8 protein-coding genes and 1 pseudogene are annotated in these 14694 nt (G+C 72.3%); 8 read left to right on the top strand and 1 reads right to left on the bottom strand.

Going from position 1 to position 14694, the window contains the following annotated elements; genetic code table 11:
- Positions 1 to 48 precede the first annotated feature (48 nt).
- The 7 genes and pseudogenes from ACFV2X_RS26595 to ACFV2X_RS26625 all read left to right on the top strand — a co-directional run bounded on the left by ACFV2X_RS26595 (position 49) and on the right by ACFV2X_RS26625 (position 11317).
- Positions 49 to 2091 carry a spermidine synthase gene (locus tag ACFV2X_RS26595; RefSeq protein ID WP_385620851.1) on the top strand — a complete coding sequence of 681 codons (2043 nt, stop codon included), beginning with the start codon at positions 49 to 51 and terminating at the stop codon, positions 2089 to 2091.
- A gap of 119 nt (positions 2092 to 2210) precedes the next feature.
- On the top strand, positions 2211 to 2594 hold the full coding sequence (locus ACFV2X_RS26600; RefSeq protein WP_385620853.1) for a hypothetical protein: 384 nt from the start codon (positions 2211 to 2213) through the stop codon (positions 2592 to 2594).
- The gene (locus ACFV2X_RS26605) at positions 2507 to 3934 is read left to right on the top strand and encodes an RNA-guided endonuclease InsQ/TnpB family protein (protein ID WP_385620854.1); all 1428 of its coding nucleotides are present in this window, start codon (positions 2507 to 2509) and stop codon (positions 3932 to 3934) included. Before ACFV2X_RS26600 ends, ACFV2X_RS26605 begins: the two co-directional genes overlap by 88 nt.
- Before the next feature lie 51 nt (positions 3935 to 3985).
- A complete protein-coding gene (locus ACFV2X_RS26610; RefSeq protein ID WP_385620857.1) occupies positions 3986 to 4816 on the top strand; it encodes an alpha-L-rhamnosidase C-terminal domain-containing protein in 831 nt (276 codons plus the stop codon).
- A gap of 121 nt (positions 4817 to 4937) precedes the next feature.
- A complete protein-coding gene (locus ACFV2X_RS26615; protein ID WP_385620859.1) occupies positions 4938 to 8756 on the top strand; it encodes a hypothetical protein in 3819 nt (1272 codons plus the stop codon).
- A 496-nt stretch (positions 8757 to 9252) separates the two neighbouring features.
- Positions 9253 to 9927: pseudogene (locus tag ACFV2X_RS26620) on the top strand (NB-ARC domain-containing protein); the annotation flags it as partial.
- Positions 9928 to 10186: 259 nt separating this feature from the next.
- Positions 10187 to 11317, top strand: a complete 1131-nt coding sequence (locus tag ACFV2X_RS26625) for a tetratricopeptide repeat protein (RefSeq protein ID WP_385620861.1) — start codon at positions 10187 to 10189, stop codon at positions 11315 to 11317.
- 8 nt (positions 11318 to 11325) lie between these two features.
- Here the strand turns inward: ACFV2X_RS26625 and ACFV2X_RS26630 are convergent, their stop codons facing one another.
- The gene (locus ACFV2X_RS26630) at positions 11326 to 13098 is read right to left on the bottom strand and encodes a hypothetical protein (RefSeq protein WP_385620863.1); all 1773 of its coding nucleotides are present in this window, start codon (positions 13096 to 13098) and stop codon (positions 11326 to 11328) included.
- A 190-nt stretch (positions 13099 to 13288) separates the two neighbouring features.
- Here ACFV2X_RS26630 and ACFV2X_RS26635 point away from each other — a divergent pair, with 190 nt between their 5' ends.
- On the top strand, positions 13289 to 14470 hold the full coding sequence (locus ACFV2X_RS26635) for an ROK family protein (protein ID WP_385620865.1): 1182 nt from the start codon (positions 13289 to 13291) through the stop codon (positions 14468 to 14470).
- Positions 14471 to 14694 lie beyond the last annotated feature (224 nt).

Consider the following 14694-nt stretch of genomic DNA (forward strand, 5'->3'; position numbering starts at 1 on the left):
CCGCCGGGGGTGCTCGACCTGCCCCTGCTCGGATGACACCGTCCAGGCATGGACGACAGCGCTCGAACGCGGAACCTGCGCCCGAGGCTGGTGCTGGCCAGCGCCACCATGCTCTTTGTGGAGTTGGCGCTGATCAGGTGGACCGGCGCCAACATCGTCCACCTGAGCTACTTCTCGAACTTCATCCTTCTGGGCTCGTTCCTCGGCATCGGCCTGGGCTTTCTGATCCCGGCCGGGCGCGGGCAGTGGCTCACCCGCTGGGCGCCGGTACCGCTCGCCGTCCTCGTGGTCCTGGTGCGGGAGTTTCCCGTACAGGTGCGGCAGACCAGCGGCGAGGTCATCTACTTCACGGCCGTGAAGACCACCGGGCTGCCCCAGTGGGTGACTCTCCCGATCCTGTTCGGGCTGGTCGCGCTCATCATGATGGCCATCGGCAAGATGACGGCGGACCTGTTCCGGCAGCTGCCGTCGCTGGACGCCTACCGCTACGACCTGCTGGGCTCGCTGGCCGGCTCGCTCTCGTTCGCCGCGCTGTCCTGGCTGCGCGCCCCGTCGGTGGTGTGGGGGATTCTGGCCGCGGTGGCGCTGCTGGTGCTGGGCGGGCGGCACAACACCGTCCGGTACGCGGTGCCGCTGGCCGCGGTGGTGGCGGCGCTGACGCTGGAGTCGCTGGCGAGCGGGATCTCCTGGTCCCCGTACTACAAGATCGAGCTCAAGCGTCCGAGCTCGGGCAGCCGGGACTACAAGATCTCCGCCAACGGGGTTCCGCATCAGAGCATCGCCCCGCTGAAGGTGCTGCGGCGCTCCGACTCCCCGTACGAGGAGCCGTACCGGGAGACCCCGGCCAACCCCCACCGGCGCGTCCTGGTCATCGGGGCGGGCAACGGCAATGACGTCGCCGTCGCGCTCGCCCACGGCGCCCAGCGGGTGGACGCCGTGGAGATCGACCCCAGGCTCCGGCAGATCGGCGCCGATCTGCACCCCGACCGGCCGTACGACGACCCCCGGGTGCATGTCCACATCGACGACGGGCGGGCCTTCCTCGAGCGTACGGACGCCCGCTACGACCTGGTGGTCCTCGCCCTGCCGGACTCCCTGACCCTGGTGTCCGGCGCCAGCAACCTCCGCCTGGAGAGCTATCTGTTCACCCGGCAGGCCTTCGAGGCGGCACACCGCCATCTGGCCCCCGGCGGCGCGTTCGCGATGTACAACTACTACCGGCAGAACTGGCTGATCGACCGGTACGGTTCCACCCTCAGCACGGTCTTCGGACACGCACCCTGCATCACCCACTACGGCGGCAAGAAGGCCGCCATCCTCGTTGCCGGTGCCACCCCCGGCGACCAGCGGTGCGCCACCGCCTGGCGGCCCTCGGGCCCGGTGCCCGCGGCCGCCACCGACGACCACCCCTTCCCGTATCTGCTGCACCGCACCATCCCCAGCCTCTATCTCTGGGTGCTGGGCGCGATCCTGCTGGTGACCGTGGTGTCGGTGCGGCTGACCGGGGTCCGCGTCCGGCGCACCGTCCGATACACCGACATGTTTCTGCTCGGTGCGGCCTTCATGCTGCTCGAGACCAAGAACGTGATCGGGTTCGCCCTCTACTTCGGCACCACCTGGCTGGTGAACGCCATCGTCTTCGCCGGTGTCATGCTGGCCGTGCTCGGCGCGGTCGAGACCCGGCGCCGGATGCGCCGCGTCAACCAGTCCGTGCTGCAACTGCTGCTGTTCGCCACCCTGGCCGTGTCCTGGCTCGTCCCGACCCACTGGGTGCTCGGGCTGCCCGTCGCGGCGCGGCTGATCGCGGCGATCGCCCTGGCCTTCGCGCCGATCTTCTGCGCCAACCTCATCTTCTCCGACCGCCTGGCGGCGGCCCCCGACCCCACGGCCGCCTTCGGCGCGAACCTCCTGGGCGCCCTCACCGGTGGCACGCTCGAATACCTCGCCCTGGTCACCGGCTATCAGGCGCTGCTTCTCGTCGTCGCCGGGCTGTACGTGGGCGCGTGTATCGCGATGCGCTTCACCCGTCACACCCGGGGCCCGGCGGAGCCGGTCGAACGGGTCACGGTCGAGCCCACCGCGCGCCCCTGAGTCCTGCGCCCTGAGCTGCACCTGACAGATTTCCGGGTTCCGGCGGGTTCTCATCCTCGTATCCGCACTGACACAATGATCTCCGCTGTTGAATCGATTCAATAGTTTTAGAGGCGACGTTGTCAAAGGCGATATGGAGAGTCCCCGGACGCCGGGAGGCCGGCAGCGGTCTGCGGCGGATCGGCGTGCTGCTGGCCGCCACCCTGCTCCCGGTGGTGTCGACGGCCGCCCCGGGCCATGCGGCGGCGGCCGAATCGCGCGGTGGGCACGCCCCTCTCGCCCCCGCGGACCTCACCGTCGGCGACCGCGCCCGGACGCTCGACGTCGAGGGCGCCCCGCTGTTCGGGTGGCGGCCACGCGACATCGACCCCGGGGCCGCCCACGTTGGGCCTGACCTCCTCTATATGCGTGTCAAATGCGCGTCGTTGAACACCCTGTGCCGGTACTCCGTCACGAAAACCACACGCGAATACGAGAGAAAAGTCAATGCCTGCCAATTGTGATCGATCCATGCTCGGCCATAAACCAAGCGACTACGTTGATCGGTATGAAGCTCCGGTACAACTTCCGCGTGTATCCGAGCGCTTCTCAGCGCGGCAATCTGGCGAGGGCGTTCGGGTGCGCCCGTGTCGTATGGAACGACGTTCTCCGTATGCGCCGCGACGCCCACGCCAAGGGCCTGCCGCGCCTGACAGCGGCTGAGCTGTCCAAGCAGGTCATCACCGACGCCAAGAAGACTCCTGAGCGGGCCTGGCTCGGCGAGGTGTCAGCCGTGGTGCTCCAACAGTCCCTGCGCGACTTGGAGAGGGCGTACAGCAACTTCTTCGCTTCGAACAACGGCGCCCGTAAGGGGCCGACGATGGGCCCGCCGAAGATGAAGAAGAAGAGTGCCCGGCAGGCGGTCCGGTTCACCGCGAACGCCCGATGGTCCATCACCGAAAGCGGGAAGCTGAGGCTGCCAAAGATCGGCGACATCGGCGTGGCCTGGTCCCGCGAACTGCCTTCCGAGCCAACATCCGTGACCATCATCAAGGACGCGTCCGGCAGGTACTTCGCCAGCTTCGTGGTCGAGGTCGACGACAAGCCCCTGCCCGAGCTGGATATCGAGGAGACGGACACTGGGATCGACCTGGGCCTGTCCTCCTACGCCGTGCTGCGCGGCCGGAAGATTGCTTCCCCAAAGTTCTTCCGTCGCCAGGAACGCAAGCTCAGGCGCGCTCAGCGTGCGCTGTCCCGTAAGCAGAAGGGATCGAACAACCGGCGCAAGGCCAGGCAGGCCGTCGCCAGGGTCCATGCCCGCATCGCTGATCAGCGGCGCGACTTCATCGAGCAGGAGACCACCCGCATCGTCCGCGAGAGCCAAGCGGTCTATGTGGAGGACCTGAACGTGAAGGGCATGGCCACCCGGCGTGGCCGGCTCGGCAAGAGTGTCCACGACCAGTCCCTCGGCATCTTCGCCCGTACCCTCGAAGCCAAGTGCGCACGGTACGGGCGGACCTTTGTCAAGGTCGATCGATGGTTCCCTTCCACTCAGATGTGCTCCAACCCGAAGTGCGGATCCCTCGCCGGGCCCAAGGGCCGCGAGCAACTCCACGTTCGCACGTGGACCTGCTCGGGGTGCGGCACCCGCCATGACCGGGATGAGAACGCCGAGGCCAACATACGCGCCGCTGGACCGAAACGCGCCGCTGTGATGCGGCACGAGGCGGAGCGTCAAAACGCCTGTGGAGAGCACGTCAGACCCCGCACGCCGGGGCAGCGCTCGCCGAAGCAGGAACCCACCCGAAGCCCCACCGCTCACCACGGCGAGGCAGGCGGGAATCACCCACGTCCACGTGGATGAGGACGTCAAGACACGGACACCACGGCCCGCACCACCGTCAACATCCTCGCCGTGGACGCCCTGCGGCGCACCGCAGACCAGGCCGCCGCCCTCGGCCGGCCGAAGGCCGAGGCCGACGCGCTGCGCGCCGACGCCGCCAAGGTGGCCGAGGCCGTCAACGACCGGCTGCGCCGCCCGGACGGCCTCTACACCGACGGGCTGAAGGCGGACGGCAGCCAGAGCGCGCACGCCTCGCAGATCGCGAACGCGTACGCCATCGCCTTCGGTATCGCGCCCGAGACGAGCGTGGACACCATCGCCGGCCACCTCGTCTCGCTCAAGCTCCAGATGGGCCCGATGACCGCCAACTGGCTGCTCACCGCCCTGCACCGGGCGGGCCGTGACGATCAGGTGCTGGCCCGGTTCACCGACCGCACCTCGCTCGGCTGGGCCAACATCCCCGCCCGGGGCGGCACCTTCACGTGGGAGTCCTGGGAGGCACCGGACGACGGCCAGAGCCTGTCCCACGGATGGGGCGCGACCGCCCTGGTGGACCTCCAGCAGGATCTGCTCGGGCTGAACGTCACCGGCACGGCCGCCACCACACTGCGGATCCGGCCACCGCGCGACACCGAACTGACCCACGCCGAGGGCACGGTGTGGACGCAGGCCGGGACCGTCGGGGTCCGCTGGAACACCACCGCGCACGGCACCGAGGTCAAGGTCGACATCCCGGTCAACACCACCGCTGAAGTGGAGGTTCCGCTCGCCGGCGGCCGGGCACTCAAGGCCCGTGGCGCGGGCCCGGACGGGGCGTCCGCGCCGCGCTTCGAGGGTGTTCGTAACGGCCGCGCCATCTATACGGTGGGCTCCGGTCACTCCACGTTCACCCCGGCCGCCTGAGGCGGTCCGCCGCAGGTCAGTGAGGGCCGGACAGAGTGGCGCGAGATGGCGCCAACCACCCTTGTCCCACCCGTCCCATGTGTCTAAGTTCCCCCTCAGACAGGCCACCTGAGGGGGAACCATGGGCCGTCAGGAGAGGCCGCTCGATCCCGGTGCGGGCCCCGAGCAGCGCTTCGCGTTCGCGCTGCGCAAGCTGAGGTCGGAGGCCGGAGGACCGACATACCGGGCGATGGCGCAGCGCACCCCGTACACGGTCTCGACCCTGTCGCGGGCCGCCGCAGGGGAGCAACTGCCCTCGCTGGAGGTCACCCTCGCGTATGTGGCCGCGTGTGGCGGGGACCGCGAGGAGTGGGAGCGGCACTGGCGGCAGACGTCCGAGGAGATCGCGCTGCGGGCCGTCGAGGACGACGACGCCGAGCCGCCCTATCAGGGCCTCGCGCGGTTCGAACCGGGGGACCACGAGCGGTTCTTCGGCCGGGACCGGCTCGTCGGCGACCTCGTCGGCCTGGTCCGTACGCATCGGTTCGTGGTGCTGGTCGGGGCCTCCGGGAGCGGGAAGTCCTCGCTGCTGCGGGCCGGTTTGATCCCCCGGCTGCGGGGCCCCGAAGAGCCGCGCGAGCCGCCCGAGCCGCCCGAGCCGCACGGGGGCCGTGCCGGGGAGCCGTACGAGAGTGCCGGCGAGCCGTACGAGCGGCCCGCCGCCGTCCGGATCCTCGCCCCGGGCGAACACCCTCGCACACACACCGAAGCGCTCGCGCCGAAGGGCGGCGAGGGCGGCGAGGGCGAGACAGTGGTCGTCGTCGACCAGTTCGAGGAGGTCTTCACCCTCTGCCGCGACCCGGACGAACGCAAGGCGTTCCTCGACCGATTACTGGACGCCCGCCGCGCCGGAAGCGGGTTACGGGTCGTCGTCGCGGTGCGGGCGGATTTCTTCGGACACTGCGCCGAACACCGCGAACTCGCCGAAGCCTGCCGCGACGCCACCTTGCTCATCGGCCCGATGACCCCGGACGAGCTGCGCGACGTCATCGTCAAACCGGCCACGGCGGCGGGCCTGGTCGTCGAACGCTCCCTGACCGCACGACTGATCGCCGAGGTCGACGGCGAGCCGGGCGGGTTGCCGCTGTTGTCCCACGTCCTGCTGGAGGCTTGGCGGCGGCGCAAGGGCCGGACGCTGGCGGAGGCCACGTACGACGCGGTCGGCGGGGTGCGCGGGGCCGTGGCCCGTACCGCCGAGGACGTCTATGCCCGGCTCACCCCCGCCCAGGCGCCGCTCGCCCGCCGTGTTCTGCTCCGGCTGATCACACCGGGCGAGGGGGCACAGGACACCCGCCGGGGCGTCGACCGCGCCGAACTCGACTGGGGCGACCCCGTCGGCACCAACGCCGACATCACCACCGCCGACACCACCGCCGTCCTGGACCGGCTGGCCCGAGCCCGGCTGATCACCCTGGACGAGAACACGGTCGATCTGGCCCATGAGGCCCTGATCACGGCGTGGCCGAGGCTGCGCGGCTGGGTGGCCGAGGACCGGGAACGGCTGCGTACGCACCGCCAGTTGACCGAGGCCGCGCGCGCCTGGGAGGAGCTGCGGCGCGAGACGGGCGCGCTGTACCGGGGGACGCGGCTCGCGGTGGCGCGCGAGTGGGCGGCGCGTGACGGCGCCCTCGACGAACTGAACTCCGTGGAGCGCGCGTTTCTGGAGGCGAGCATCGGCCTGGAGGACGGCGAGCGGGCCGCCGCGGCGCGCCGCGCCCGCCGGCTGGCCTTTCTCGCGGCGTGTCTGGCGGTGCTCCTGGTCGTGGTCACGGCCGTCGGCGTGGTGGCCGTACGGCAGCGGCACAGCGCCGTCGAGGCCCAGCGGGTCGCCATCTCCCGTCAACTGGCCGCACAGGCACTGAACTTGGGCGATTCGCGGCCCGGTACCGCCATGCTGCTCGCCGTGGAGGCGTACCGCACCGCGCCCACGCCCGAGGCGCGCGGGGCCCTGCTGAGCATGTCCGCGCGCCGCTCCTACCAGGCCGAGCTGAACGGCCACGCCGATGCCGTGTCCGAAGTGGCCTTCAGCCCCGACGGGACACTCGCCAGCGTCGGCCGGGACGGGAAGACGGTGCTGTGGGATGCCCGCCACCACACCCGGGTGGCCACCCTCACCGGCCACGCCACCTGGCTCCGGGCGGTGGACTTCAGCCCGGACGGGCGCCGGATGGCCACGGGTGGCGACGACCGGAAGGTGGTGCTGTGGGATGTCGCACACCGTACGAAGGTGGCCACCCTCACCGGACACCGGGGGCCGGTCAAGAGCGTCGCGTTCAGCCCGGACGGCCGTACGGTGGCCGGTTCGAGCGACGACGGCACCGTCATCCTGTGGGACGCCACAAGCGGCTCCCGGCGGGTCACCCTGACCGGCCACCGCGCCATGGTGTGGGCGGTGGAGTTCAGCCCGGACGGGAAACTGCTGGCCACGGCCAGTGCGGACCGTACGGTGCGGCTGTGGAGCGCGGCGACCGGTGAGCAACTGGCCGTGTTACGGGGTCACACCCGGTCCGTGGACGCCGTCGCGTTCAGCCCCGACGGGAAGCTGCTGGCCTCGGCGAGCCAGGACTACACCGCCAGGGTGTGGGACGTGCGGCGCCGCACCTCGGTGGCCAGGCTCGTCGGGCATGGCGCGGAGGTCAGAGCTGTGGCCTTCAGCCCCGACGGCCGCACGGTGGCCACCAGCGGACAGGACCACACGGTCATGCTCTGGGACGCCGAGCGCCACACCCGCCAGGCCACCCTCGTCGGACACGGCACCAACATCTACAGCCTCGCCTACGACCCGAGCGGCACCCTCCTCGCCACGGCCGGGGAAAGCGGCTCGATCACCCTGTGGGACCCCACCCGGATCCCGCTGACCGGCCTCGCCGACCGGGTCAACAAGGTGGTGTTCAGCCCGGACGGACGCGCTCTCGCCACAGCGGGCCAGAACGGGTCCGCCGTGCTGTGGGACGTCGTCCACCGCACCCCGCGCGCCGTGCTGCCCAGTGGCCACGGAACCGTCAGATCGGCGGCGTTCAGCCCGGACGGCCGTACGCTGGCCACGGTCACCGGGATCTCCCAGGACACCCCGACCGGACCCGCCTCCCGGCCGCCGAGCCCCAAGGACCAGACGCTCATGCTGTGGCCGCTCGCCGGCCGCGCGGGCCCGCGACGGCCTGTCACCCTCACCGGTCACACCGCCCGGGTCCTGGACGTGGCCTACAGCCCGGACGGGCGCATCATCGCGACGGGCGCCGCGGACAAGAAGGTTATTTTGTGGGACGCGGCCCGGGGGACCCGGCTCGCCACCTTCACCGCGGACACCGGCACGGAGGGCAGCGGCGTCAACGCGGTGGCGTTCAGCCCGGACGGCCGTACGCTGGCCACCGCCAACTACGACGGCAGGGTGACCCTGTGGAACGTGGCCCGGCGGACCCGTGTGGCCACGCTCACCGGCCACACCGGGCAGGTGCGGGCGGTGACCTTCAGCCCCGACGGCCGCACGCTGGCCAGCGCCGGTATCGACCAGACGGTGATGCTGTGGGACGTGGCCCGGCACACCCGCCTGGCGACCCTGGCCGGTGACACCGGACCCGCGTTCGCGGTGGCGTTCAGCCCCGACGGCCGTACCCTCGCCACCGCCAACGCGGACACCTCGGTCATGCTCTGGGACGTGGCCCGGCGCAAGCAACTGGCCACCTTCACCGGCCACACCGCGCAGGTGAGATCGGTCGCCTTCAGCCCCGACGGCCGCACACTGGCCACGGCGGGGGACGACGGCACCGTCAGGCTGTGGAACACCGACCCCCGGCGCACCGCGACGCAACTGTGCTCGGCGCTCTCCCGCGATCTGACCCGCGAGGAGTGGCGGCAGCTGATCCCGGAGAAGTCGTATCGCAGGACGTGCGACATGGGCTGAGCGCGGTCTCCCCGATGATCGCGATCTTCCCGATACCGTGTGTGCAGACGCGAGTTGGGGGTGGGCTGTGGAGCCGTTCACGATGGCGGCGGTGGCCTCGGCGGTCACCACGGTGACCTCGGGCGCCCTGTCGGGCGCGGGCGGGGAGATGGGGCGGCGGAGCTCAGAGGCGCTGGCCGGGCTCGTACGGAGGATGCGGCGCCGCGACGCGGACCCCGACCCCGGCTCGCCGCAGGATCCCGACCCCGACCCTGAAGCGGAGCCGACGGACCCTGACCCCGAGGCGTCCGCTGATCGGGACCCCGGCGTCCGCGCGGACGAGCCGCCCCTGCTGCCCGCCACCGACGAGGAGCGGCGAGAGCTGGCCCGGCAGTTGTGGGAGAGCTCCCGCACCTCTCCCGGCTTCGCCCGCGACGTGACGGCCTGGCTGCGGGAGACCGGGTGGCTGGGGTCGCGCGCCGTCCCCGCCGTGGCCCCCGGGGCGTCCCGCCCGCGGATGCTGCCGCCCGCGAACGCCGCCTTCACCGACCGCGAGGCGCTGCCGGACCAGATCGCCCGGGTGCTGGACGGCGAGGACAGGGCCGACGGCGTCCCGGCGGTGGTGGTGCTGGTGGGGCCCGGCGGGATCGGGAAGACCGCGGCGGCCGTGCACTGCGCGCACCGGCTCACCGAGCGCTTCCCCGACGGCCAGCTCTACATCGATCTGCAGGGGCAGTCCGCGACGACGGCGCTGACCCCCTCCGAGGCGCTGGTCCGCCTCCTGGACGCGCTGCGGGTGCCGACCGGCCGGCTGCCGGCCGACGAGCGGCGGCTGAGCGAGCTCTACCGCGACCGCACGGCCGAGCGGCGCATGGTCGTCGTACTGGACAACGCCCACTCCGAGCGGCAGGTCAGGCCGCTGCTGACCGCCGCCCCGGAGTCCCTGGCCATCATCACCAGCCGCTACCGCCTCGACCGGCTCGCGGCCGATCCGGGCGCCAAGGTGATGAGGCTCGACCCGCTCACCACCGCCGACTCGGTCCGGTTGCTGACCCGCATCGTGGGCCGGGACGCGACGGCCGGACGCGGGCCGGGCCCCGGTGTCGCGGCGGTCGCGGAGCGGTGCGGCGGGATTCCGCTCGCGCTGTGCGAGACGGGCGCCCGCGTCGCCGTACGGGAACACCTCACCTGGGACACCGTCGAGCGGCAGCTGTCCGAGCGGGCACACCGAAGGGAACAGGAGGCCCCCTCCATGGACGACCGGTCCGCCCGGGGCGCGGTGGACCTCACCACCGACGTCACGTACGGGGAGCTGAGCCCGCGAGCGGCCCTGCTGTACCGGATGCTCGGGGTGTGGCCGTGGCCCGGTATCACCGTGGGCGTCGCCCGGAAGGCCGTGGACGCGGCGGACGCTCCTCGACGAACTGGCCGGCGTCCATCTGCTCGAGGAAGTGGGGGAGGAGCGCTACCGCTTCCACGACCTCGTACGCGACCACGCCGCGCGGCGCGGCGAGGCGGAGGACCGCCACGCCGACCGGGCGGCGGCCGTGCGCCGCGTCGTCGGCTGGCACCTGGGGTTCGCGGCGGCGGCCGACCTCCGCGTCATCCCCGGGCGCTGGCGGCTGGGCCCCGCCTACGCGCGGCTGGTGCCGCCCCCGGACCGCGACTCCATGCACCATCCGGTCGGCCGCCTCGCCCTGGCCGAACTGCGCGCCGAACGCGAGAACTTGGCCGCGGCCGTACGGGCCGCCGAGCACCACGGCTTCGACGAACTCGCCTGGCAGCTGTGCGAGGCGATGTGGGGCCTGCATCTGCGCCTCGGCTTCCACGAGCAGTGGGTCGAGACCCACCTGAAGGGCGTGGCGGCCGCCCGCCGGAGCGCCGCGGAGTTCGGCGACCCGCGGGCCGAGGGCCGGGTGCTGGTCCAGCTCGCCTTCGCCCACATGGGCCTCGAAAGCTGGGCCGAGGCCGAGGAAGCCCTGCTGAACGCCGCCGCCGCGGACGAGCGGGCCGGGCACCACCGCGGCCAGGCGAGCGCGGTCGAGGCGCTGGGGCTGCTGCGGCTCAAGCAGTGGCGATACCCCGAGGCACAGCGGAACTTCGAAGACGCCCGGCGGGTGCTGGGGCGGATCCGCCCGGGGGACGACGGCGCGGCGGATGTGCCCCGCGCCCTGGCGCTGCTCGACCACCACACCGGGCGCGCCCTGCGCGGACAGGAGCGGTACGGCGAGGCGGTGCGCCGGCTCCACGAGGCCCTGGCCCACTTCCGGGCCCTGCCCGAGCCCGATCTGTACAACGAGGGCCGGGTGTACATGAGCCTGGGCGAGACGCATCTGGACGCCGGTGACGCCGAGGCGGCCCGCGTCTGCCTCGACGAGGCCATCGCCACCATGGGCCGGGAGGGCGCCGAGCTCCAGCACGCCGACGCCGCGGAGATGCGGGCCCGCTGCGCGAGGGCGCTGGGCGACCCGGCCGCGGAGGCCGGCGATCTGCGCACGGCGGTCGCGCTGTACGAGACGGCGGGCGACGAGGCGTCGGTCGGGCGCGTGCGTGCGCGGCTGGCGGAGCTGGAGGTCGCCTGAGCAGACGTCTAGGCCGGGGACAGGCGTTCCACCGCGACGCGGTGGTGTGCCGCTCCGGTGACCACGGTCAGCTCCGCCTGCGCCGCGCCGAGGGGCTTGGCCCCGAGCCAGGCCAGCAGCGCCGACGCGTACGCCGCCGGGTCGCACAGGTCGGCCCGGCCGGTCTCGTCCGGGGTGGCCGTCAGCCGCACCAGATCCCCCTGCCGGGTACGCACCGTGCAGCGGTCCGGGCCGGTCACATACGCGGCCAGCGCGCAGTGCGGATGGCGCGCCAGGACCTCCGCCGTCCAGGCTGCGGGCGGGCCGACCCTGGGGTCGTCCTCCGCGCCGTACCGTACGACGACGTCCGCGACGCTCAGCCGCCCGGCGTCCTGGGTGTCCTCGTGCACCGCCGTGTGCGCGCCGTCGGCGTCCGGGTCCTCCGGCTCGTGGGCGGTGTCGGCGTAGCGGGTGACGGCGACGGTCGGCGGGTCGGCGTCGATCAGCCGGGTCAGGACCCGTACGGGCGCGGTGCGTTCGGCGGGCTCGTACGGAGGCAGCGGCAGCCGGTCGAGGAGGGCGGGGCGGTCGGCGGGCTCGGGGATGCCGATGAGACCGTAGAACAGGCGGCGCAGCAGACCGGCGGAGCGGCCCGGCGCGGATGTGGTCTGGGCGGCCAACTCGGCGTACCGGCCGGGGTCGTGGCTTTGGACGGCGCGTTCGATCTGCGCGCGCAGGCTGCCGTGCGGGCGGAGCTTCGGGGCGGTCCGGCCGAGCGCGGCGACCGGCGAGTCGGGGTCGAGGTCGCCGTCGGGGAACGCGCCGAGGAGGACGGGCCTGCCGATGGAGGCCGCGTAGTACGTGACGCTGCTGTGGTCGCCCAGGACGCAGTCCGCCGCTATCAGGGCCTGCCGCCAGCCGTGCAGTTCGGAGATCAGACCGAGACCGGCCCGCCTCGCCCGGTCCAGCCAGCCCCGGACCTGCCCGGGGCCGTGTCCGTACCAGATGTTGGGGTGCAGGACGGCCACCGTGCGGTACTCGTCGGCCGGCAGCTCGGCCGCCAGGCGGGGCAGCAGCCAGGGCAGCAGATCGCCTTCGCCGCCTTCGCCACCGTCGCCGCCGCCGTCGCCGAAGAGGGAGCGCGGCGCCCAGGTGGAGCTGACCACGACCAGCCGCTGATGCGGGGCGACCCCGAGCGCGCGGCGGAAGCGTTCGCGGTACGGGAGGGCGTCAAGGACGCGGTCGTAGCAGGGGTCCCCGGCGAGGACGGCCGTCGGCACCGCCTCTGGGCAGGCGGTGCCGAGCCGGTCCAGCTGCTCGGGGTGGGACAGGACGGTGGCGGAGGCGATGGGGCGGCCGTCGTGCAGCAGCCACTCGGGCGCCAGCCCGAAGACCGGTGTTGTCCGGTGTTGTCCGGTGTTGTCCGGTGTTGCGAGCTTCTTATTGTAGCCAACGCCATGCGACAACACCGCCAACTCGCCTTGCAATGCGTGGAGTTGGCCGCCGTAGCTCGCGGACACCGCCAGGTCGACGGGGGTGTCCTTCGCCTGCTCCCAGGGGAGGACCGGCAGCCCCGCGGCGGCCAGCAGTTCGGGCACCCCGGCCAGAAAGGGCGAGGACTGGGTGCACGTCGCCAGCAGCTGCACCCGCAGATCGCCGCTGAGCAGCGGGAGTACGTCCAGCAGCCGGGTCGCGGAGGTGACGTTGTGCACCACGAGCAGCACCCGACGGCACTGTGCCCGGGTCACCCATCGCTCCGCGTCGGCGCCGACCGGAACCCTCAGCCGCAGCGTGCCCGTCATCCTGGCGATCTTACCGGCGGTGGCCTTGGCCGTTCTTCGGGCCGCACCCAACCGATCTTTGTCCTGTGAGTGGGGAAAGTCTGCAGTAATCCATGCACAACTTCTTCCCAGGTCCAGCAGCCGCTGCTACGTTCCCTACGAAAGCCCGGCACTGGGGCGGAATCTGGGCGGGGAGGGGACAGTGAGACGCATGACGGCACGACCGGCGAGCGCCCACCAGGCACGCCTGCTCAAGCTGCTGCGCGACGGCGGCCCCAACTCCCGTGCCCAGCTGGGCGACCAGGTCGACCTGTCCCGCTCCAAACTGGCCGTGGAGCTGCACCGGCTGCTGGAGACGGGCCTGGTGGTGGCCGACGGTCTCGCCGCCTCGCGCGGCGGCCGCCGCTCCCACAACGTCCGGCTCAACCCGGGCCTGAGGTTCCTCGGCGTCGACATCGGCGCGACATCGGTCGACGTCGCCGTCACCAACGCGGAGCTGGAGGTCCTGGGCCACCTCAACCAGCCGATGGACGTCCGCGAGGGCCCCGTGGCGGTCTTCGAGCAAGTCCTGGACATGGCCGAGAAGTTGAAGGCCACCGGGCTCGCCGAGGGCTTCGACGGCGCCGGCATCGGCGTTCCCGGACCGGTCCGCTTCCCCGAGGGGATACCGGTGGCCCCGCCGATCATGCCGGGCTGGGACGGCTTCCCCGTACGGGAAGCGCTCAGCCAGGAACTCGGCTGCCCGATCATGGTCGACAACGATGTGAACCTCATGGCGATGGGCGAACAGCACGCCGGAGTCGCCCGCAACGTCGCCGATTTCCTCTGTGTCAAGATCGGCACCGGTATCGGCTGCGGCATCGTCGTCGGCGGCCAGGTCTACCGCGGCACCACCGGCAGCGCGGGCGACATCGGCCACATCCAGGCCGTGCCCGGCGGCAGGCCCTGCGCCTGTGGCAACCGGGGCTGCCTGGAAGCTCACTTCAGCGGCGCCGCGCTGGCCCGCGACGCGGTGCAGGTGGCCCAACAGGGCCTGTCCACCGACCTCGCGGCCCGGCTGGCGACGAATGGCACCCTCACCGCCGCCGATGTCGCCGCCGCGGCCACCGCGGGCGACACCACCGCACTGGAGCTGATCCGCGAGGGCGGCACCCGCGTCGGCGAGGTCATCGCCGGCCTCGTCTCCTTCTTCAACCCCGGTCTGTTAGTGATCGGCGGCGGGGTGACCGGCCTGGGCCACACCCTGCTCGCCGCGATCCGTACCCAGGTCTACCGCCAGTCGCTGCCCCTGGCGACCGGCAATCTCCCCATCGTCCTGGGTGAGTTGGGCTCCACCGCCGGAGTGACCGGCGCGGCCCGGCTGATCAGCGACCATCTCTTCTCACCCGCCTGAGCGACCACCCCTTCCCACCCGCCTCAGCGACCACCTCCTCTCACCCACGCACGCCTGCTCGGCGCCGCGCCGACGACAGGCGCGACACGCCCTGACACCGGCCCTCCGGCCCCCCGGCCCACGGCTGCAAGCCGCCGTCGGCCTCCTTCGATGCCACATTCTCCAACTGGCCACGGTCAACCAGGTCAGTTGTCCAGAGCTCCGGGATGACGGCGCATCCCGGC

The organism is Streptomyces sp. NPDC059679, assembly GCF_042734105.1.
In the GTDB taxonomy this organism is placed as follows: Bacteria; Actinomycetota; Actinomycetes; order Streptomycetales; family Streptomycetaceae; genus Streptomyces.

What these genes read in the sequence shown, in the direction of transcription:
- ACFV2X_RS26595 (WP_385620851.1), top strand. Translation starts at nt 49, where the DNA reads ATGGACGACAGCGCTCGAACGCGGAACCTGCGCCCGAGGCTGGTGCTG.
- ACFV2X_RS26630 (WP_385620863.1), bottom strand. Translation starts at nt 13,098, where the DNA reads ATGACGGGCACGCTGCGGCTGAGGGTTCCGGTCGGCGCCGACGCGGAG.
- ACFV2X_RS26635 (WP_385620865.1), top strand. Translation starts at nt 13,289, where the DNA reads ATGACGGCACGACCGGCGAGCGCCCACCAGGCACGCCTGCTCAAGCTG.
- ACFV2X_RS26605 (WP_385620854.1), top strand. Translation starts at nt 2,507, where the DNA reads ATGCGCGTCGTTGAACACCCTGTGCCGGTACTCCGTCACGAAAACCAC.
- ACFV2X_RS26615 (WP_385620859.1), top strand. Translation starts at nt 4,938, where the DNA reads ATGGGCCGTCAGGAGAGGCCGCTCGATCCCGGTGCGGGCCCCGAGCAG.